Source organism: Blastococcus sp. TBT05-19 (assembly GCF_003319095.1).
Taxonomy (GTDB): Bacteria; Actinomycetota; Actinomycetes; order Mycobacteriales; family Geodermatophilaceae; genus Blastococcus.
This window is the reverse complement of the sequence record NZ_QOHI01000001.1, coordinates 503,464-523,849: the sequence shown is the minus strand read 5'-3', so window position 1 is coordinate 523,849 and position 20,386 is coordinate 503,464. Positions and strand designations below refer to the sequence as shown.

Genomic DNA, 20,386 nt, shown 5'->3' with positions numbered 1-20,386 from the left:
GCTGGCGGTCCAGAAGCATTGCGCGTCCCCCCGAACGATATTACGCAGCGTAACTACTCGAACACCCGGACTGGAGTCCCAGGGCTCTGAGCAGCCACTTCGTGCCGCGCAGTCGTGCTGATCAGCGGCCACACTCACAGAGAGTCAGGGCGAGCGTCAACACGGAGCGTCACGGGTTCACCCGATCGGACCGTGCGGGGGCAGTCAGCTGCGGGGGTGCACCTGGTTCTGCGCGGCCTCGAGACCGTCGGTCAGCAGGAGCTCGGTGGCGTCGGCCGCCTCGACGAGCAGCAGGTCCAGCTCCTTGCGCTCGGTCCCGGAGAAGTCCTTGAGGACGAAGTCCGCCGGGTCCTGCCGGCCGGGCGGTCGCCCGATGCCGACGCGCACCCGCAGGTAGTCCTTGGTGCCGGCGGACCGGCTGATGGAGCGCAGGCCGTTGTGCCCGCCCTCGCCCCCGCCGCGCTTGAGCCGGACGGCGGAGAAGGGGATGTCGAGCTCGTCGTGGATGACGACCAGCTGCTCGGGCGGCAGCTTGTGGTAGTCGAGCAGCCCGCGGACCGGGCTGCCGGACTCGTTCATGTAGGTGAGCGGCTGGGCCAGCACGACCCGGCGTCCCGCGAGCCGCCCCTCGCCCGAGACGGCCCGCGCGCGGGCGCCCTTGCCGGGCGCGAGCCTGATGCCGGCCCGGCGGGCCAGCTCCTCGAGCACCATCGCTCCGACGTTGTGCCGGTTGCCGGCGTACCCCGGCCCCGGGTTCCCCAGCCCGACGACCAGGAAGGGCCCCTCGGGCGGCGGGGACGCCGCAGGGGCGCCGGCGGTGCCGGCGCCCCTGGGGGTCGTGCTCTCGGTCAGCGGGTGCCTCAGGCGTCGTCGGCGGACTTCTCCGCCGAGTCCATCGACTCGCCGCTGCCCTGGTCCTGCGGCTCGGGGACGACGTCGCCCTCGCCGGCGCCCTCGGCGGCCTCGTCGGACTCCTCGCGCTCGATGCCGGCCTCGGCCTCGGCCTCGGCGAGCTCGGCCTCCAGCGCCTCGGCGGTCGGGGCGGCCATCAGGTTGACGACGAGCGCCTCGGGGTCGGTGACCAGCGTGGCGCCCTCCGGCAGCTCCAGCGAACCGGCGGTGACGCCCTCGCCGACGCCGCGGCCGGTGACGTCGACCTCGATCGACTCGGGGATCGCGGTGGCCAGCGCCTCGATGGAGACGGTGTTGAGCTCGATGCTCACCAGCACGTCGGCGGTGGTCTCGCCGGTGGTGAGGACGGGGACGTCGACGGTGACCTTCTCGCCGCGGCGGACGATGACCAGGTCGACGTGCTCGTGGATGCGGGTCAGCGGGTCGCGCTGCACGGCCTTGGTCAGCGCGAGCTGCTCCTTGCCGTCGAGGACGACGGTGAGCAGCACGTTGGAACCGCCGTTGCGCAGCGCCGCGGCGAACTCGCGGGCGGGCAGCGACAGGTGGACGACGTCCTGGCCGTGCCCGTAGAGGACGCCCGGGACGCGGCCGGCGCGGCGGGTGCGACGAGCGCTGCCCTTGCCGAACTCGGTGCGGATCTCGGCGTCGAGGCGGAAGTCAGCCACGGTGATGTGCTCCTAGCGAAGAGGGTCTGCGTGCGTGCCGGCGACCGGGCGCAACGCACCCTCAGCGGGCACACGCACGTCGATCACGGAACGCAGGAGCGCTCCCTCGCCGGGCAACGGGAGACACGATACGCGACCCGGCCGAGGGTCCGGCCGAGCGGGGGGCCGGAGGCTCCCCCGAGGACGGACGGGCGAGCAACTCCGCGAAGCGGGTTCCGCCGAGCGGGGGGCCGGAGGCTCCCCCGAGGCGGGACGGGAGCTCGCTCGTCGCAGCAGGGGACGGCACGTGGCCGCGATGCGATCCGGAGGATCGCAGTGTTACGACTCGCCGCCGAACAGGCTGGTCACCGAGCCGTCCTCGAAGACGGCCTTGATCGCCTGCGCCAGCAGCGGGGCGATGGAGAGCACGGTGAGCTTGTCGAACTGCCGGGCCGGCTCGATGGGCAGCGTGTTGGTGACCAGCACCTCGCTGACCCGGCTGTTCTTCAGCCGGTCGACGGCGGGGCCGGAGAGCACCCCGTGGGTCGCGGCGATGACGACGTCCGTGGCGCCCTCGGCGAACAGCGTGTCGGCGGCCTTCACGATCGTGCCGCCGGTGTCGATCATGTCGTCGACCAGGATGCAGACGCGGCCCTCGACCTCGCCGACGACGCGGTTGGCGACGACCTCGTTGGGCCGCAGCGGGTCACGGGTCTTGTGGATGAAGGCCAGCGGCGTGCCGCCGAGCTTGTCGCTCCACCGCTCCGACACCCGGACGCGACCGGCATCGGGCGAGACGACGGTGAGGTCGCAGTGCCCCCACTTGCGCTTGACCTCGTCGATGAGCAGGTTCATGGCGAAGAGGTGGTCGACCGGACCGTCGAAGAAGCCCTGGATCTGCGCGGTGTGCAGGTCGACGGCCATGAGCCGGTCGGCGCCCGCGGTCTTGAACAGGTCGGCGACCAGGCGGGCCGAGATGGGCTCGCGGCCGCGGTGCTTCTTGTCCTGGCGGGCGTAGGGGAAGAACGGCGCGACGACGGTGATCCGCTTGGCCGAGGCGCGCTTGAGCGCGTCGACCATGATCAGCTGCTCCATCAGCCAGGTGTTGATCGGCGCCGTGTGGCTCTGCACCACGAAGGCGTCGCACCCGCGCACCGACTCCTCGAACCGGACGAACAGCTCGCCGTTGGCGAACTCGTACGACGCGGTGGGGGTCGGCGTGACGCCGAGGTGACCGGCGATCTCGTCGGTCAGCGCCGGGTAGGCCCGACCGGAGAAGAGCATCAGGCTCTTGTTCGTCGTCTGCCGGATCGCACTCATCGGCTTCGCGTATCCCTAGCTGTCGGTGTCCGCTCGGGAGGGACCGGACGACTCCTCCCGAAGTGCCCCGGCCCGGTTCTCGGCTGCTTCCGCGGCCTGCGCAGCAGGCGTTCCGGGCCGTCGGCGACGGACCCAGCCTGCCACATTGCGCTGGGCCGCCCGAGCGACGCCCATCGCCCCGGGGGGCACGTCGGAGGTGATGACGGAGCCCGCGGCGGTGTACGCGCCGTCCCCGACCGTGACCGGCGCCACGAGCATGGTGTCCGAGCCCACCCGGACGTGGTCGCCGATCATGGTGCGGTGCTTGGCGACGCCGTCGTAGTTGACGAACACCGTGGCGGCCCCGATGTTGCTCCCGGTGCCGATCGTCGCGTCGCCGACGTAGGACAGGTGCGGGACCTTGGACCCCTCCCCCACCTGCACGTTCTTCGTCTCGACGAACGCCCCGACCTTCGCCCCCCGGCCGAGGTCGGTGCCCGGGCGGAGGTAGCTGAACGGACCCACGGTCGCCCCCGGTCCGATCGCGGCGCCGAGGCAGTGCGAGCGCACGACCGACGCACCGTCGGCCACCGTGCAGTCGACCAGGGTGGTGTCGGGGCCCACGTGGGCAGCGTCACCCACCGACGTCGCCCCCTGGAGGTGCGTGCCGGGCTCGAGGACGGCGTCCCGGCCGACGGTCACGGTGACGTCGACCCACGTGGTGAGGGGGTCGACGACGGTGACGCCGCTGCGCATGAGGTCGTCCAGCACGCGGTCGTTGAGGGTGCGACGGCGGGCGGCGAGCTCGACCCGGTCGTTGCAGCCGAGCACGTCGTCGGGGTCCTCGGCGATGACGCCGCCGACCCGGGCGCCGTCCCCGACGAGCAGGGCCAGGACGTCGGTGAAGTAGAGCTCGCCCTGGTCGTTGTCGGCGTCGATCCGGCCGAGCGCGGACCGGACGGCGGCGGCGTCGCCCACGTAGACGCCCGCGTTGATCTCGCGGATGGCCCGCTGCTCGTCGGTGGCGTCGCGCTGCTCGACGATCGCGCGCACGGAACCGTCGGCGTCCCGGACGATGCGGCCGAGCCCGGTGGGGTCCTCGACCTCGGCGGTGAGCACGGTGAGCGCGTTCTCCCGGCTGCGGTGCTCCTCCACCAGGCGGGCGACCGTCGAGGCCCGCAGCAGCGGGGCGTCGCCGTTGACCAGCAGGACCGGCCCGGTGAGATCGGGCACCGCGGCCAGGGCGACGGCGGCGGCGTGACCGGAGCCGCGCTGCTCCTCCTGCACCACGGGGAGGGCGTCCGGCGCGACGGCGGCGAGGTGCTCCCGGACGAGCTCCCGCCCGGCGCCCACCACGACGACGGTCACCCCGGCGCCCAGCGGGGCGGCCGCGGCGAGCACGTGCCCGAGCATGCTGCGGCCGCCGAGCGGGTGCAGGACCTTCGGCGTGGCCGACCGCATGCGGGTGCCCTGCCCGGCGGCGAGGACGACGACGGCGGCGACCGTCGGCGCGTCGGGGACGGGGTCCGGCTGGGCGTGGGTCACGGAACTCCTCGGTCGGCGTCGGCGCGGTGCTCGCTGGGGGACTCGGACTCGAACCGAGACTGCACGGCTCCAAAGGCCGGCGGGCTGCCGATTACCCCATCCCCCATCCCCGGGCCCGCGGGAGCCCGGGAGCGCCGCTGCGTGCCGGCGCTCCCCGCGAGCCTAGGGCCCGACGCGGAGGCGGGACACCTGCCCGGCTGACGGGTGCCCGCGCCGGTCGACCGGGCCGGGTCGCCGGGCGCCCTACGGGGGCGTAGGTTACGGCCACGTAGCCGGGCCCGACGTGCGCCCGCCGTTCCCCCCGTCGGTCGCCCCCGGAGGCCCCTTGTCCGCTCCTGCCCGTACCCGGCCCATGTCCCCGCCGCGCCAGGCCGCGCCCCACGAGGGGCTGCCGGCCAACGCGATCGGCCGGCGCAAGAGCGTGCTCGAGATCGTGACGCTCTACGTCATCGTGATCGTGCCGTTCCTCGCCCTCGCGGCGATCGTCCCGGCGGTGTGGGGGTGGGGCCTGTCCTGGCTGGACGTCGGCCTCGCGATCGGCTTCTACTTCTTCACCCTGCTCGGCGTGACGGTCGGCTACCACCGCTACTTCACGCACGGCTCGTTCAAGGCCAAGCGGCCGCTGCGCCTGGGCCTGGCGGTCGCGGGCTCCATGGCCATCCAGGGCCCGGTCGTGCAGTGGGTGGCCGACCACCGCCGGCACCACGCCTTCTCCGACCGCGACGGCGACCCGCACTCCCCGTGGCGCTACGGCACGGACCTCCGCGCGCTGCTCAAGGGCATGTTCCACGCACACCTCGGCTGGCTGTTCGAGCGGCGGAAGACCAGCATGGAGCGCTACGCGCCGGACCTGCTGAAGGACTCCGCCCTCGTCCGCACCGACCAGATGTTCGTCGTCTGGGCGGGCATCAGCCTCTTCCTGCCCGCGGTCATCGGCGGTCTGGTGACGACGAGCTGGGCCGGTGCCCTGTCGGCGTTCTTCTGGGCCGGGCTGGTGCGCATCGCGGTGCTGCACCACGTCACCTGGTCGATCAACTCGGTGTGCCACGTCGTCGGCGAGCGGCCGTTCGTCTCCCCCGGCCGTGACCGCGCGACCAACTTCTGGCCGCTGGCGATCCTCAGCGCCGGCGAGTCCTGGCACAACCTGCACCACGCCGACCCGACCTGCGCGCGGCACGGCGTGCTGCGCGGCCAGATCGACATCAGCGCCCGGGTCATCTGGGCCTTCGAGAAGCTCGGCTGGGCCTGGCACGTCAAGTGGCCGGACCCGGTCCGGCTGGCGGCCAAGCGGCGCACGCCCGCGCCCGCCGCGAGCTGAGCACCTCCGCGCACGACGAGCGGCCGGTGGGAGCAGGTGCTCCCGCCGGCCGCTCGCGCGTGCGCATGTCCCGGACCGAGCGGCGGCGCCAGCTGCTCGACGTGGGCCGCGGCGTCTTCGCCAGCAAGGGCTTCGACGCGACGTCGGTGGAGGAGATCGCCGCCCGCGCGGAGGTGAGCAAGCCGGTCGTCTACGAGCACTTCGGTGGCAAGGAGGGCCTGCACGCCGACGTCGTCGACCGGGAGATGCAGCGCCTGCTCGGCCGCTTCACCACGGCGCTCTCCGAGCCCGGGCACCCCCGCGAGCTGCTCGAGCGGGCCGCCCTGGTCCTCCTGGACTACATCGAGGAGGACACCGACGGCTTCCGCGTCCTCACGCGGGACGCGCCGGTCACCAGCGGCGCCGGTCCGTTCGGGTCGCTCATCGGCGAGGTGGCCCGCAAGGTCGAGCACATCCTGGGCGCCCACGTCGCCGCGCGCGGGGCCGACCCGCAGCTGGCCGGGCTCTACAGCCAGGCGCTGGTCGGCATGGTCGCGCTCACCGGCCAGTGGTGGCTGGACACCCGCTCACCGGGCAAGCACGAGGTGGCCGCGCACCTGGTGGCGCTGGCCTACGACGGGCTCTCCCACCTGGGTCCGACGCCGCCGGTCCGGCCCTAGGGGACCAGCCGGGCGCCGGGCACCGGCCCGCTGACGGCGCGCACCGTGCGGAAGACGCCGACCCCGGCGAGCTCCGCGGCCAGCCGCACCGCGGCCGTCTCGTCGGGTGCCAGGGCCGCGACGGTCGGCCCGGAGCCGCTCACCAGCGCGGCGAGCGCCCCCGCGTCCGTCGCCGCCCGCAGCGCGCGGCGGAGGTCGGGGCGCAGGGTGAGCGCCGGTGGCTGCAGGTCGTTGGTGAGCGCGGCCGCCAGCGGTGCCGCCTCGCCCGCGCGCAGCGCCGCGATCACCGGGTCCGCGGGCGAGGGCCCGGCGGCCGCCGGCAGCGCTCCGGCCGCGCGCATGCGGTCCAGCTCGCCGTAGACGGCGGGGGTCGAGAGCCCCTCCCCCGCGATCCCGAGCACCCAGTGCGACCGGCTCCGGGCGAGCACCGGGGTCACCTGCTCCCCCCGGCCGGTTCCCAGCGCCGCCCCGCCCACGAGGCTGAAGGGCACGTCGCTGCCGAGCCGGGCCGCGAGCCCCAGCAGGTCCTCGCGGGAGGCCCTCGTCCCCCACAGGGCGTCCAGGGCCACCAGCGCGGCCGCGGCGTCCGCGCTGCCCCCGGCGAGCCCCGCGGCCACCGGGATGCTCTTCGCGACGTCGAGCGCGGCGTCGGCGGCGACGCCCGCGTGCTCGGCGAGCAGCTCGGCCGCGCGCCAGACGAGGTTGGTGCGGTCCCCGGGCACCAGGCCCGGACCGGCGGCCACCCCGGTGCCCTCGCCGGACACGGTCAGCGAGAGCCCCTCCCCGGGACGCGCGCTGACGGTGTCGAACAGCGAGACCGCCAGGTAGACCGTGTGCAGCTCGTGGAAGCCGTCGTCCCGCAGCGGCCCGACGCCGAGGTGCACGTTGACCTTGGCCGGTGCCCGGGCGACGACGACGCCGGTCACGGCAGCACCGGGTCGGTGGCCGCCAGCCGCGCGAAGTCGGCGACCGACAGCTGCTCGCCCCGGGTGGAGGGCTCGATCCCCGCGGCCCGGAGCCGCGTCTCGGCCGCCGCCGGGCTCCCGGCCCAGCGGGCGAGCGCGGCCCGCAGGCTCTTGCGGCGCATCGCGAAGGCGGCGTCCGCGACGGCGAAGGTGGCCTGCCGGTCGCCCGGTGGCGGTGGGCGGCGGACGAGCGAGACCAGGCCGGAGTCCACGTTCGGCTCGGGCCAGAACACCCGTCGTCCCACGTTGCCGGCGCGGCGCACCTCGCCGTACCAGGACGCCTTCACCGACGGGATGCCGTACACGCCGGACCCGGGAGCGGCCGCGAGGCGCTCGGCGACCTCGGCCTGCACGAGCACCAGGGCCCGGTCCAGCGTCGGCAGCAGCTCGAGCATGTTCAGCAGAACCGGGACGGCGATGTTGTACGGGAGGTTGGCCACCATCGCCGTCGGCGGCGGGCCGGGCAGCTCGGTCACCCGCAGCGCGTCGGCCTCGACGACGGTCAGCCGGTCGGCGAGGTCGGGACGGCGGGCCGCGACCGTCTCCGGCAGGAGCGCGGCCAGCCGTGGGTCGATCTCCACGGCGGTGACGTGCGCGGCGGCGGGGAGCAGCCCCAGGGTCAGCGATCCGAGGCCGGGCCCGATCTCCAGGACGACGTCGTCGGGACGCAGCCCGGCGGTGCGCACGATCCGCCGGATCGTGTTCGCGTCGTGCAGGAAGTTCTGCCCGAGGGTCTTCGTGGGACGCAGATCGAGCTGCTGGGCCAGCTCGCGGATCGCGGCCGGGCCCAGCAGCCCGTCGGTCTGCTCAGGTGTGGTGCTCAGGGGGATCCGATCAGCCGAACAGGCGGGGCCCGCAGTGCGGCCACTGGCCGGCGCCGGAGCGCTGGTACAGCAGCTGCGCGCGGTAGGTCTGCTCGTCGGCCGACGCGGCGGCCGGGTCGCCGGTGCCGCCCACGGCGTTCCAGGTGCTCTGCGAGAACTGGTACATGCCGCGGTACTTGCCCGTGCCGCTGACGGCGTTCGGGCGGCCACCGGACTCGCACTTGGCCAGCGCGGCCCAGTTCAGCCCGTCGGCGGTCGGCGAGTTGGCCGGCTTGGCCTTGGTGCCCACGGTGACGTGCTCGTCGACCGGCTGGCGGGTGACCGAGCTGCTGAGCTTCTCGCGCCCGGTCTCGCGGCCGTCCACGACGGTGACGCGCCAGGTGGTGGTCTGCTCGCCGTCGACGCCCGGCTGGGTGACCTCCTCGTCGCCCTGGAACGCGGCGTCGTCCTTGGTCTCGACGGTGCCGTGCGGGATGGCGGTGGTCTCGGTGACGTCACCGATCTGCACCCGGAAGACCTGGAGCCGCATGCGGTGCAGCAGGCCCTGCTCGAGCCGCAGGCTCGTGCGGTCGGTCTCGCTCAGCGCGATGCCCTGCTCGGCGAGCAGGTCACCGGCGGTGGCGGCGGTGGTGACGACGAGCCGCTCCTGGCCGTCGACCCTGAGCACGACCTCCTTGGGGGTGGTGATGGTCAGCTGCATGCCCTCGAGCGGCAGGCGCTCGGCGCGGCTGGCGGAGACCACGAGCCCCTCGGCGCGCAGGCCGAGCTGGTCCAGCGCGTCCTCGACGGAGAGCGCGGTGACGTAGACCTCGCGGGAGACGCCGTCGATCGTGAGGGTCAGCGGGCGGGCCCGGTTCAGCACCACTGCGTCGCCGTCGCCGACCGGGGCGTCGGGCGACGGGAGGACCACGTCGTACGCGGCCGGCTCCAGCCCCTCGTCCTCCAGCACCTCGCCCACGGTGTCGGCGTAGGTGCCGACGTCGCGGGTCTGCCCGTCGACGGTGAGCGTCACGGACTTCTGGGCGATGAAGTAGGCCAGCGTCCCGCCCACGAGTCCGAGGAGGACCAGGGCGAAGAGGCTGAGCTGAAGCGAGCGGCGCACGGCACTTCCAGGGGTCACAGAACCCGGGCAGGAGAGCGTCCGGGCCGCTGGGGAGCGGCACGGCCACCGGTGCAGACGCGGGCGGCGGCCGTCCGGGACCGAGGTGCCGGACCGCTGGGTGCCACCCGGGTCATCCTCCACCCCGGCTGATCGGTCACGACACGATAACGAACACTCCGCGCGTGACAACGGTGCACGACGAGTGAAGCAGGACTCGTCGGTCGCGCTCCGGGGGCGCGCCGACACCGTGTGTTACGGGCGTGCCGTGTGGGGCCCCTGTGGCGAGCGATCGGTGCACGGGGCGGCCGTGAGGAACGCCACGGTGTGGCCCGGCCGCGCCAGGGGCAGGACCGCCCCCCGGTCAGCCCGCGAGGGCGGGGGCCGCCGACCGCACGGGGCGCAGCCAGGTCACGAGGAAGACGGTGACCGCGAGGCCCGCGGCGAGCGCGGAGAACCCGCCGGCCACCAGGGCGACGGGCAGCACGTCGAGGCCCCCGCCGGGGCGGTCGCCGAGGTCGAGGCCGGCCCGCAGGAGCAGCGTGCCCAGCGGCAGCAGCGCGGCGATGCTGGCGGCCGCGGTCGCCAGGTGGGCCGTCCACGTGCGCAGCGCCTCGTCCACCGGCACGTCGGCACCCGCGGCCGGCATCGGGCGCAGCAGTGCGCGCAGCAGCGCGATCTCCGCGGTCAGCCAGGCGACCACCGGCACCGCGACGACGATCGGGGCCACCGCGCCGCCGAGGTCCCCGGCGTCCCACATCAGGCCCGCGGCGAGCAGCACGCCCGCGACCACCGCCCGCATGCTCCACACGAGCCACGCCGAGATCTGCTCACCCTGGCCGGGGCGCCGCGCCGGGGAGGAGAGGGCCCAGCGCGGGCGCGGCCGGGTGGCCTCGGCCAGCAGGACGCCGGCCAGGAGGCCCACCGCGAGCGCCGGGATCCAGAGGAAGACCGACGCCTCGGCGAACAGGACGACGCTGGCGACGATGCCCGCGACGCCGAGCAGCAGGCCCAGCCCGCGCCACCGGCGCCCGTGGGCGGCCTGGCGGCGCAGGGTGTCCACGCCCTCGGGCGTCGGATCGGCCAGCTCGACGGCCGCTCCGGCGACGGCCCGGCGAGCGGCCGCCAGACCCCACGCACGGGCGAGGAGCACCCCGGGCACCAGCAGGGCGACGAAGAGCACAACGGCGATGAGACGGCCCACGACCCCAGTGTCCCCCGGTTCCCTGTGAGGCGGCGGCTGAAGGGTCGTCCTCCTACCGCCAGGCGCCGAAGACGCGCTCGGCGTTCGCCGTGAGGGTGTCGCAGAGCTCGGTCAGCTCGATCCCCGTCACCTCGGCCAGCGCCCGCACGGTGTGCGGCACGAGGCGGGAGGCGTTGGGCCGGCCGCGGTGGGGCACCGGCGTCAGGAACGGCGCGTCGGTCTCCACCAGCAGCTGCCCGGCCGGGGTGAGGGCCGCGGCCTCGCGCAGGTAGGCCGCGTTGCCGAAGGTCATGGTGCCGGCGAAGGAGAGCACGTAGCCCCGCTCGACGCAGGCCTTCGCGAAGACGGCGTCGCCGGAGAAGCAGTGGAACACCGTGTGCTCCGGAGCGCCCTCGTCCTCGAGCACGCGGAGGATCTCGTCGTGCGCGTCGCGGTCGTGGATGACCAGGGCGATGCCGTGCTCCTTGGCGATCCGGATGTGGGCCCGGAACGACGCCTCCTGGGCGGCCCACCCCTCCTCGCCGGTGCGGAAGCGGTCCAGCCCGGTCTCCCCCACCGCCCGCACCCGTGGCAGCGCGGCGAGCCGGTCGATCTCGGCCAGGGCGTCGTCGTCGGCACCGCCGGCGCCGGCCTCGTTGGGGTGGACCGCCACGGCGGCCAGCACGCCGGCGTGCCGGGCGGCCAGCGCGGCCGACCAGCGCGACGACGCGACGTCCACACCGACCTGCACGAGCCGGGTCACGTTCACCGCGGCGGCGGCGGCGATCTCGGCGTCGACGGCGTCGTCGGAGGCCCACTCGCCGTGCTCGCCGTCCGCCGGCCGCTCCCCGAGGACGATGTCCAGGTGGGTGTGGCTGTCCAGCACCGGCGCCGGCAGCGGCTCGGGGGACGGCGGCGGCTCGCCGCGCCGGTTGGCCCGCGAGGACGCCGACCGGCTCACGCGCTGCCCTCCAGGCGGGCCAGCTCGTCGGCGACCACGGACTCGTCGAGCTTCTTGAAGATCGGCGTCGGCGCGGCCAGCGGGGTGCCCGACGGCAGCGGCCGGGAGGCCCAGACGGCCTGGGCGTCGCCGTAGTCGCCGGTGATGATCGGGTACGGGGAGCCGTCGTCGAGGTCCTCGGTCTCCACGATCTGCGGCGCCGGCGACCACACGCCCGTGCCGCCCAGCGCCTCGTGCACCTTCTGCGCGGAGTGCGGGAGGAACGGAGTGAGCAGCGTGTTGCAGTCGCTGATCGCCTGCAGGGCGGTGTGCAGCACGGTGTCCCGGCGGGCCGGGTCCTCCTTGAGCTTCCACGGCGCCTGGTCCGAGAGGTACTTGTTCGCCTCCGACACCACGCGCATCGCCTCGGTGGCGGCGGCCTTCTGCCGGTTGCGGGCCAGCAGGTCGCCGACGGGCCCGAACGCGTTCTTCGTCGTCTCCAGCAGCGCGCGGTCGGCGTCGGTGAGGTCGCCCGGGGTGGGCACCGCGCCGACGTTCTTCGCGGCCATCGAGATGCTGCGGTTGACCAGGTTGCCCCAGCCCGCGACGAGCTCGTCGTTGTTGCGCCGGCGGAACTGCTCCCAGGTGAAGTCGGTGTCCTGGTTCTCCGGCCCGGCGACGGCGATGAAGTAGCGCAGCGCGTCGGCGTCGTACCGGGCGAGGAAGTCCCGCACGTAGATGACGATCTGGCGGCTGCTGGAGAACTTCTTGCCCTCCATGGTCAGGAACTCGCTGGAGACCACCTCGGTGGGCAGGTTGAGCCGGCCGAGGGAGCCCGCGGACCCGCCCTTGTCACCCTCGCCGTTGTAGCCGAGCAGCTGGGCGGGCCAGATCTCGGAGTGGAAGACGATGTTGTCCTTGCCCATGAAGTAGTAGGCGTCCGCGTCCGGCGTCTGCCACCACTGCCGCCAGGCCTCGGGGTCACCGGAGCGGCGGGCCCACTCGATCGACGCCGACAGGTAGCCGACCACCGCGTCGAACCACACGTAGATCCGCTTGTCGTTCCGGTCGCGCCAGCCGTCCAGGGGCACCTTGACGCCCCAGTCGATGTCGCGGGTGTAGCTGCGCGGCTTGAGGTCCTCGAGCAGGTTCACGCTGAAGTTGAGGACGTTGGGCCGCCAGCTGTTGCGGGTGGCCAGCCAGTCGCCCAGCGCGCGGGTGAACGCCGGCAGGTCGAGGAAGTAGTGCTCGCTCTCGACGAACTTCGGCGTCTCGCCGTTGATCTTGCTGACCGGGTTGACCAGGTCGGTCGGGTCGAGCTGGTTGCCGCAGTTGTCGCACTGGTCGCCGCGGGCGCCGTCGTAGCCGCAGATCGGGCAGGTGCCCTCGATGTAGCGGTCGGGCAGGGTGCGGCCGGTCGAGGGGCTGATCGCGCCGAGCGTCGTCTTCGGGAAGACGTACCCGTTCTTCAGCAGGCCGAGGAAGATCTCCTGGCTGGTCTTCGCGTGGTTGACCGTCGTCGTGCGGGTGAAGAGGTCGTAGCTCAGCCCGAGGCTGGCCAGGTCGTCCACGATGATCCGGTTGTTGCGGTCGGCGATCTCGCGGGGCGTGATGCCCTCGGCGTCGGCGGCGACCGTGATCGGGGTGCCGTGCTCGTCGGTGCCGCTGACCATGAGGACCCTGTCCCCGGCCATGCGGTGGTACCGGCTGAAGACGTCGGAGGGGACGCCGAACCCGGAGACGTGCCCGATGTGCCGCGGCCCGTTCGCGTAGGGCCAGGCGACTGCGGTCAGGATGTGCCGATCACTCACGGCACGAGACTAGTGAAGGTGACCGAGCCGCGAGCATCGCAGGGAGCGCCGGCGACCGAGGAGCGGAACGGCGCAGGCACCGGACGGACCGTGGCGGGGTGTCCCGTGCGGGCCGACCGCGCCCCGGTCAGGGGTGGTAGACGACGCTCGACGCGGGGTTCTCGGCGCCGGGCTGCACGGGCGAGAGGAGCGCGACGGCGCCGAGGCCCAGAGCGATGACGCCGAGGGTGGCGGTGCACAGCACGCGGTGGACGACCACCGGGTCCGGACCCGGGCGGCGGGTGCGCAGCCGCGGCCCCTGGGCCACCCAGCGACGGGCGGTGGGGGCGTCGGCCAGCAGCAGCTTGGCGACGGGGACGGCGACCGCGCCGGCGAAGGCCACCGGCACCGGCAGGCCGAAGGTCAGCGCCTCCGGGACCGGCCAGACGACGGCGACCGCACCGACCAGCGCCACGACGAACAGCTCGACCGACGAGGTGAGCACCAGCAGCCGCCGGTTGCACCCGTCGATCATCGCCGCGCCGCCACCGGCCGCCAGCACGATCCAGGCCGCCAGCGCGAGCAGGCCACCGAGGATCAGCAGACCGGCCGGGCGGGTCGCCGACGCCAGGACGTCGTCGATCCCGTCGAGCCCCGCGGCCAGCAGGCCCACGGCCTGCACGATCGCGACGAGCCCGGCCACCAGCGCGGGGACCGGGACGCGGCGCAGGGCCTGACCGGCGTCCGCCTGCGACGTGGCGTCGGCCGTCCGCGGGGTGCGGAGGTACGGCGACGCGACGGTGTCGCGGACGTCGAGGACGCTGATGGCCACGTGCTGTTCTCCTTGACCGGAGGGTGCTGTCTCCGATCAGGACGGCGCGTGCGGGCAGGTGCTGTAGGCCCGGCGGCGGATCTCCCCCGTCCGGGCGAACGATCAGCCCTTCCGCGCGGCGTTCGCGGCCGCGGCGTCCTCCCGTCCGCCCGCGGTCGCGAACCGGCTCTTCCGGCGGCTGTAGCCGACGTACAGGAGAGCGCCGACCACCATCCAGAGGGCGAACCGCAACCAGGTCTCCCCTGGCAGGTTCAGCATCAGCCAGACGCAGGCCAGCGCGGAGACGATCGGCAGCACCGGCATCAGCGGGACCCGGAAGGCGCGCGGGAGGTCCGGTCGGGTCCGCCGCAGCACGATCACGCCGATGGAGACGAGCACGAAGGCGAACAGCGTGCCGATGTTCACCAGGTTGGCGAGCTCCTCGAGCGGCACGACCGCGGCGAGGATCGCGACGAAGACCCCGGTGCCGATGGTGATCTTGTAGGGGGTCCCGTAGCGCGGGTGCACCGACGCCAGGCCCGCGGGCAGCAGGCGGTCGCGGCTCATGGCGAACAGCACCCGCGACTGCCCGAGCATCAGGATCATCACGACCGACGTCAGGCCGGCGAGCGCGCCGATCGAGATGATGGTCGCGAAGACGGGCAGCCCGACGTCGGAGAAGGCCGCCGCCAGGGGCGCGTCGGCGCTGAGCTCGCTGTACCGCTGCATGCCCACCACGACGAGCGACACCGCGACGTAGAGGATCGTGCAGATCGCCAGCGAGCCCAGGATGCCGCGGGGCAGGTCGCGCCCGGGGTTCTTCGTCTCCTCGGCCGCGGTGGCCACGATGTCGAAGCCGATGAAGGCGAAGAACACGACGGCGGCACCGGCCATCACGCCGCCCCAGCCGAACGTGCCCTGGCTGAAGCCGAACAGCGTCTGGACCAGCGGCGCGTCCCAGCCGCTCGCGCCGGCCTCGGCCGGCTGGGCCGGCGGGACGAACGGGCTGTAGTTGGCCGCCTTCACGAAGAAGAGCCCCACCCCGATGACCAGCAGCACGATGGCCACCTTGATCACCACGATGACCGCCGTCACCCGCGACGAGAGCTTGATGCCCAGGACGAGGACGGCGGTCATCACCGCGACGATCACGATCGCCGGGATGTTGAACCTCGCCGTCTCCCCGGCGATCGACTCCGGCAGCGGCATCCCGACGTCGGCGAGCAGCTGGTTCAGGTACCCCGACCAGCCGACGGCGACGGTGGCCGCGCCCAGCGCGAGCTCGAGCACCAGGTCCCACCCGATGATCCAGGCGATGAACTCGCCGAACGTCGCGTAGGAGAACGTGTAGGCCGACCCGGCGACCGGGACGGTGGAGGCGAACTCGGCGTAGCAGAGCGCCGCCAGCCCGCAGACCACGCCGGCGATGACGAAGGAGATGGCGACGGCCGGCCCCGACTGGTCGCGGGCCACCACACCGGTGAGCACGAAGATGCCGGTGCCGATGATCACACCGACGCCGAAGACCGCGAGGTCCAGGCCGGACAGGTGCTTCTTGAGCCGGTGCTCCGGCTCGTCGGTGTCACGGATGGAGTCCTCGACGGACTTGATCCGCCGCGTACCTGCCGCCACGGTGCCTCCTCGCAGGTCGAGGGCCCGACGGTCCGGCAGCCCCTCCCCGCAGGTTCGCACGGGTCGCTGCCCGCCGCACGCCTACGCTGCACCAGCCCGAGGACCGATCCAGGAGGGGCCGCCATGACCACCGGTGAGACACCCCGCGCCGCGCCGCTCGACCTGCCGTCGGAAGCGCCCCTGAGCGGGCCTCCCACGCTGCGCCCGCGCCCGGCCGGCCGTCAGGGCCGCACCCCCACCAGGCGTCCCGACGTCGACGTCGTCGTCGACTGCGCGGTCTACGTCGACGGCCGCCGGCAGGAGGCGGTGGCGCCGGAGGACGCGCTGGCGATGGCCGAGGAACGCGGCGGCTTCGTGTGGCTGGGGCTGTTCGCGCCGACCGAGGAGGAGCTGGGCGCGATCGGCGAGCGGTACGACCTGCACCCGCTCGCCGTCGAGGACGCCGTGTACGCCCACCAGCGGCCCAAGCTCGAGCGCTACGACGACGCGCTGTTCATGGTGCTCAAGACGGCGACCTACGTGGAGCACGAGGAGCTGACGGCCACCAGCGAGGTGGTCGACACCGGCGAGGTGATGGTGTTCCTCGGCGAGCGGTACGTGATCACCGTGCGGCACGGGGAGCACAACCACCTGGCCGACCTGCGGCAGCGGCTCGAGGACCAGCGGGACCTGCTCTGCCTGGGCAGCTCCTCGGTGCTCTACGCCGTCGCCGACCTCGTCGTCGACACCTTCGTGGAGGTGGCCGGCGCGGTCGAGGAGGACGTCGACGAGCTGGAGGCGTCGGTGTTCAGCCCCGACCGCACTGACGACATCGGGCGGCTGTACCAGCTCAAGCGCGAGCTCATGGCGCTGCGGCGCGCGGTCTCCCCGCTGGAGGTGCCGCTGCAGAAGCTGGCCGAGCGGCCGATCGACGTCGTCCCGGACGCCATCCGCTCGTACTTCCGCGACGTGATGGACCACGCGATCCGGGTGCGCGACCAGGTCAACGGGCTCGACGAGCTGCTGACCTCGATCCTGCAGGCATCGCTGGCGCGGACCTCGATGGCCGACAACGAGGACATGCGGAAGATCTCGGCCTACGCCGGCATCATCGCCGTCCCGACCGCGATCGCCGGGATCTACGGCATGAACTTCGAGCACATGCCGGAGCTGGAGTGGCGCTTCGGCTACCTCATGGTGTGGCTGGTCATCATCGGCTCCTGCTTCTTCCTCTACCGCGGCTTCAAGCGCAACGGCTGGCTCTGAGGGCTTTGCGGCGGCGCGGCTGTGCGCTGATCGGGGTGACAGCGACTCCATCACCCCGATCCGCGCACACCGGCGGACACGGGCTGTGGACGACGTCAGCAAGCCGGCGGTCCGATCGGGCACCGTGCCCACGTGCCGCCCGTCGCCGTCGTGCCGTCGTCGTTGCGGCTGGGCGTGTTCCGCGGCAGCGTCGCCGTCGCGCGCGGTCTGCTCACCCCTGACCAGCTGCGAGGTCCAGCATGGCGCCGGCTGTTCTCGGACGTCTACGTCCACGTCGACCGGCCGGTCTCCCACCTGCTCCTGGCGCGCGTCGCCGCTGCGATGGTGGTCCCGGGCTCGGTGGTCACCGGACGCAGCGCCGCCGTGCTGTGGGGCGTCGACATGGCAACCACCGACGACGAGGTGGAGCTGACCGTCCCGCCGGACCGGTTCCCCCGTCGGGTCCGCGGCATCCGCGTCCGACGGTCCGCACTACCGGTGGAGCAGGTGGGACGCCGGCACGAGGTCCCTGTCACGTCGCCGGCCGCCACGGCGGTGCGGCTGGCCGCCGCCCTCGACCTGGACGACGGCGTCGTCGCGGTCGATCGGCTGGTGGCGGCCCGGCTCGCCGCCCTGGAAGAGGTCCGCAGGCTCGCCGAGGCGGCTCGGGGACCGGGCTCCGCGCGTGCCCGCCGCGTGTGCGCGCTCGCCGACGGACTGGCCGGGTCGCCCCAGGAGACCCGCCTCCGGTTGCTCGTCGCGCGCAGCTCCCTGCCGCCGCCGGTCGCCCAGTTCACGGTGCGCGACGAGCGCGGGTTCGTCGCGCGGGTCGACTTCGCCTGGCCAGGACACCGCGTCGCTCTGGAGTACGACGGCCTGTGGCACGCGGAGCCCGGCCAGTTCGCCCACGACCGCCGACGGCTCAACCGGCTGCACGCAGCGGGTTGGCGGGTCTTCTTCGTGACGGCCGCGGACCTCCACGACCCGGAGCGGCTGATCGTCCGGCTGGCCGCGTTCCTCAGCGCCGCCGGTGTGCGGTGATCGGGGTGATGGCCGCTCCGCCACCCCGATCAGCGCACAGTGCCGCGACGGGGGCTACGAGCCCTTCGCGGCGACGACGGCGTCGAACACGGTGCGCTTGGGCAGCCCGGTCCGGGTGACGACGGCGCGGATGGCGTCCTTGCGGGTCGCGCCGGCGGCCTCCTCGGCGGCGACGGCGGCAGCGAGCTCGGCACCGGTCAGCGACACCACCCGCTCCGGGGCCCCCGCCACCACCAGGGTGATCTCGCCCTTCACGCCCTCGGCCGCCCACGCGGCGAGCTCCGCCAGGCCACCGCGCCGGATCTCCTCGTAGGTCTTGGTCAGCTCGCGGCACACGGCGGCCGGCCGGTCGTCCCCGAGCACCGCGGCGGCGTCGGTCAGCGCGTCGGCCAGCCGGTGCGGCGACTCGAAGAACACCATCGTGCGGCGCTCGTCGGCCAGCGCCGTGAAGGTCGACCGCCGCTCCCCCGACCGCCGGGGCAGGAAGCCCTCGAAGCAGAACCGGTCGACCGGCAGCCCCGACACCGCCAGCGCCGTGGTGACGGCGGAGGGCCCGGGCACCGAGGTGACGTCGAACCCGGCCTCGATCGCCGCCCGCACCAGCGTGTAGCCGGGGTCGGACACCGACGGCATGCCCGCGTCGGTGAGCAGCAGGACGGTCGCGCCCGAGGCCAGCGCGTCGAGCAGCCCGGGCAACCGCGCCTGCTCCACCGACTCGTGGAACGTGACCACCCGGCCGGTGAACGTGACCTCGAGGTCGGCGGCGAGCCGGTGCAGCCGCCGGGTGTCCTCCACGGCCAGCACGTCGGCCGTCGCCATCACCGCGCGCAGCCGGGGGCCGACGTCCCCGGGCTGCCCCAGGGGCGCTCCGCCCAGCACCAGCCGTCCGCTCACGACGCCGAGCCTGTCACGACGGGCCGTGCGACCGGTCCACATACCCTGACGGCATGGCGGTGCTGGCTCCCGAACGGGTCGAACCAGCACCCGCACCCCGCCGCCGGCTGCGCGCACCGGGACGGCGCCTCGAGGTCGTGCCGCCGCTGCCCGCGGACCGCCGCACGTCGTGGATCATCTCCGCCGTCCTCGGCGTGCTCGCCCTGGTCGTCCGCCTGTGGGGCATCAGCTACCCGAAGGGCCTGCTGTTCGACGAGGCGTACTACCCGCCGCAGGCCGAGCAGCTGCTGACCTGGGGCCACGAGTACAACCGCGGCTACTCCTTCATCGTCCACCCGCCGCTGGGCAAGTGGTTCATCGCGCTCGGCGAGCTCGTGTTCGGCAGGGACTCGTTCGGCTGGCGGTTCCCCTCGGCCGTCGCGGGGACGATCGCCGTCGTCCTGCTGTTCCGGCTCACCCGCCGGCTCACGGGCTCGACCCTGGTCGGGCTGTTCGCCGGGGTCCTGATGCTGGCCGACGGCTTCCAGTTCACGCTCTCGCGGATCGGCCTGCTCGACATCTTCCTGCAGGTGCTCGTGCTCGCCGCGGTCTCCTGCCTGGTGGTCGACCGCGACCTGGTCCGCGCCCGCATCCGCGCGTCCAGCCAGGTCGGCGCGCACGGGTTCCGGCTCGGCCCGCGCGGCTGGCGGATCGCAGGGGGCCTGCTGCTCGGCGCGGCCTGCGCGGTGAAGTGGAGCGGGATCTGGTTCCTGGCGTTCTTCGCGGTCCTGAGCCTGTTCTGGGACCGCGCGGCCTGGCGGGAGGCCGGCGTCCCCCGCCCCACCCGGACGGCGGCCCGCCGCGGTCTGCCCGGCGCGCTGTGGGCGCTGGCCGTCGTCCCGGTGCTGACCTACCTGGCCAGCTTCACCGGCTGGTTCCTGGGCGAGACGTCGCAGGGCAAGGCCTGGGCCCAGCAGAACCCCGACACCGCCTTCCCGTGGGTCCCCGACGCGCTGCGCTCGCTGTGGCACCAGCACGCCGAGTGGCTCCGCTTCCACAACGGGCTGTCCAGCCCGCACCCGTGGGAGTCCGGGCCGTGGTCGTGGCTGGTCAACGGCCGACCCATCCTGCTGTGGAACCCGCAGGGCATCACCGACTCGAACGGCGAGCAGGTGATCCGCTACATCCTCATGGTCGGGACGCCGACGCTCTGGCTGGCGTTCGCCCCGGCGCTGCTCTGGCTGGTCTGGCGCACCGTGGCCCGCCGGGACCCCGCGGCGCTGGTGGCGGGCGTCGGCATCGGGGCCGGGTGGCTCACCTGGTTCCTGAACACCGACCGGACGATGTTCATCTTCTACATGGCCCCGGCGCTGCCGTTCTTCATCGTGGCGGTCGCGCTCGTCCTGCAGGACGTCGTCGGGCGGGCGGACGCGTCGTGGCTGCGCCGGCGCATCGGCCTGGGTGCGGCATGCCTGTACGTGGCGGTGGTGGCCGCGACGTTCGTCTTCTTCTGGCCGGTGCTCACCGGGGAGCCGCTGTCCAACGCGGAGTGGTCGCGCCGCATGTGGTTCCCGTCCTGGTTCTAGCCGCCACCCGCCGCCTACGGTGACGGCGAACGGTTCTGCTG

At 73.8% G+C, this 20,386-nt stretch carries 18 protein-coding genes and 1 tRNA gene; 5 read left to right on the top strand and 14 right to left on the bottom strand.

All coding sequences use genetic code 11. The annotated features are described in order from the left end of the window. Positions 1–204: 204 nt before the first annotated feature. From pth to DQ244_RS02560, 5 genes are all read right to left on the bottom strand, one after another. A complete protein-coding gene (gene pth, locus DQ244_RS02580; protein WP_233491210.1) occupies positions 205–762 on the bottom strand; it encodes an aminoacyl-tRNA hydrolase in 558 nt (185 codons plus the stop codon). Between the two features lie 98 nt (positions 763–860). After that, positions 861–1,577: a 50S ribosomal protein L25/general stress protein Ctc gene (locus DQ244_RS02575; RefSeq protein ID WP_113809890.1), complete on the bottom strand. Its 717-nt coding sequence runs from the start codon at positions 1,575–1,577 to the stop codon at positions 861–863. A gap of 318 nt (positions 1,578–1,895) precedes the next feature. Next, positions 1,896–2,876: a ribose-phosphate diphosphokinase gene (locus DQ244_RS02570; RefSeq protein WP_113809889.1), complete on the bottom strand. Its 981-nt coding sequence runs from the start codon at positions 2,874–2,876 to the stop codon at positions 1,896–1,898. A gap of 15 nt (positions 2,877–2,891) precedes the next feature. Next, positions 2,892–4,400: a bifunctional UDP-N-acetylglucosamine diphosphorylase/glucosamine-1-phosphate N-acetyltransferase GlmU gene (glmU, locus tag DQ244_RS02565; RefSeq protein WP_233491124.1), complete on the bottom strand. Its 1,509-nt coding sequence runs from the start codon at positions 4,398–4,400 to the stop codon at positions 2,892–2,894. A 33-nt stretch (positions 4,401–4,433) separates the two neighbouring features. Then, positions 4,434–4,506, bottom strand: a tRNA-Gln gene (locus tag DQ244_RS02560). Positions 4,507–4,752: 246 nt separating this feature from the next. Between DQ244_RS02560 and DQ244_RS02555 the strand changes: the two genes are divergently transcribed. Then, positions 4,753–5,718, top strand: a complete 966-nt coding sequence (locus DQ244_RS02555) for an acyl-CoA desaturase (RefSeq protein WP_113809888.1) — start codon at positions 4,753–4,755, stop codon at positions 5,716–5,718. 65 nt (positions 5,719–5,783) lie between these two features. After that, positions 5,784–6,377, top strand: coding sequence for a TetR/AcrR family transcriptional regulator (locus DQ244_RS02550; RefSeq protein WP_113810600.1), 594 nt, complete (start codon positions 5,784–5,786; stop codon positions 6,375–6,377). Here the strand turns inward: DQ244_RS02550 and DQ244_RS02545 are convergent. The 8 genes from DQ244_RS02545 to DQ244_RS02510 form a co-directional block, all read right to left on the bottom strand. Next, on the bottom strand, positions 6,374–7,303 hold the full coding sequence (locus DQ244_RS02545; protein ID WP_113809887.1) for a 4-(cytidine 5'-diphospho)-2-C-methyl-D-erythritol kinase: 930 nt from the start codon (positions 7,301–7,303) through the stop codon (positions 6,374–6,376). The genes DQ244_RS02550 and DQ244_RS02545 overlap by 4 nt on opposite strands. Further along, positions 7,300–8,028: a 16S rRNA (adenine(1518)-N(6)/adenine(1519)-N(6))-dimethyltransferase RsmA gene (gene rsmA, locus DQ244_RS02540; RefSeq protein ID WP_233491123.1), complete on the bottom strand. Its 729-nt coding sequence runs from the start codon at positions 8,026–8,028 to the stop codon at positions 7,300–7,302. Before rsmA ends, DQ244_RS02545 begins: the two co-directional genes overlap by 4 nt. Before the next feature lie 148 nt (positions 8,029–8,176). After that, positions 8,177–9,268 (bottom strand): resuscitation-promoting factor, encoded by a 1,092-nt coding sequence (locus DQ244_RS02535; protein WP_113809886.1) that lies wholly within the window; start codon positions 9,266–9,268, stop codon positions 8,177–8,179. Positions 9,269–9,629: 361 nt separating this feature from the next. Beyond that, entirely contained in the window at positions 9,630–10,469 is an 840-nt protein-coding gene (locus DQ244_RS02530; RefSeq protein WP_233491122.1) for a hypothetical protein, read from the bottom strand. Positions 10,470–10,521: 52 nt separating this feature from the next. After that, positions 10,522–11,409 (bottom strand): TatD family hydrolase, encoded by an 888-nt coding sequence (locus DQ244_RS02525; protein ID WP_113809884.1) that lies wholly within the window; start codon positions 11,407–11,409, stop codon positions 10,522–10,524. Next, complete coding sequence (metG, locus tag DQ244_RS02520; protein ID WP_113809883.1) at positions 11,406–13,199, bottom strand: methionine--tRNA ligase; 1,794 nt, start codon at positions 13,197–13,199, stop codon at positions 11,406–11,408. Before metG ends, DQ244_RS02525 begins: the two co-directional genes overlap by 4 nt. 127 nt (positions 13,200–13,326) lie before the next feature. Further along, complete coding sequence (locus DQ244_RS02515) at positions 13,327–14,010, bottom strand: hypothetical protein (protein WP_113809882.1); 684 nt, start codon at positions 14,008–14,010, stop codon at positions 13,327–13,329. Between the two features lie 102 nt (positions 14,011–14,112). Continuing rightward, positions 14,113–15,621 carry an amino acid permease gene (locus tag DQ244_RS02510; RefSeq protein ID WP_113809881.1) on the bottom strand — a complete coding sequence of 503 codons (1,509 nt, stop codon included), beginning with the start codon at positions 15,619–15,621 and terminating at the stop codon, positions 14,113–14,115. Between the two features lie 123 nt (positions 15,622–15,744). Here DQ244_RS02510 and corA point away from each other — a divergent pair, with 123 nt between their 5' ends. Both corA and DQ244_RS02500 read left to right on the top strand, forming a co-directional pair. Continuing rightward, positions 15,745–16,866 carry a magnesium/cobalt transporter CorA gene (corA, locus tag DQ244_RS02505; protein ID WP_113809880.1) on the top strand — a complete coding sequence of 374 codons (1,122 nt, stop codon included), beginning with the start codon at positions 15,745–15,747 and terminating at the stop codon, positions 16,864–16,866. Positions 16,867–16,998: 132 nt separating this feature from the next. After that, the gene (locus tag DQ244_RS02500) at positions 16,999–17,886 is read left to right on the top strand and encodes an endonuclease domain-containing protein (protein ID WP_113809879.1); all 888 of its coding nucleotides are present in this window, start codon (positions 16,999–17,001) and stop codon (positions 17,884–17,886) included. 54 nt (positions 17,887–17,940) lie between these two features. On the opposite strand, the gene rsmI is transcribed toward DQ244_RS02500, so the two are convergent. Then, positions 17,941–18,780, bottom strand: coding sequence for a 16S rRNA (cytidine(1402)-2'-O)-methyltransferase (rsmI, locus tag DQ244_RS02495; protein WP_113809878.1), 840 nt, complete (start codon positions 18,778–18,780; stop codon positions 17,941–17,943). 53 nt (positions 18,781–18,833) lie between these two features. Between rsmI and DQ244_RS02490 the strand changes: the two genes are divergently transcribed. Further along, positions 18,834–20,345, top strand: coding sequence for a dolichyl-phosphate-mannose--protein mannosyltransferase (locus DQ244_RS02490; RefSeq protein ID WP_113809877.1), 1,512 nt, complete (start codon positions 18,834–18,836; stop codon positions 20,343–20,345). Positions 20,346–20,386 lie beyond the last annotated feature (41 nt).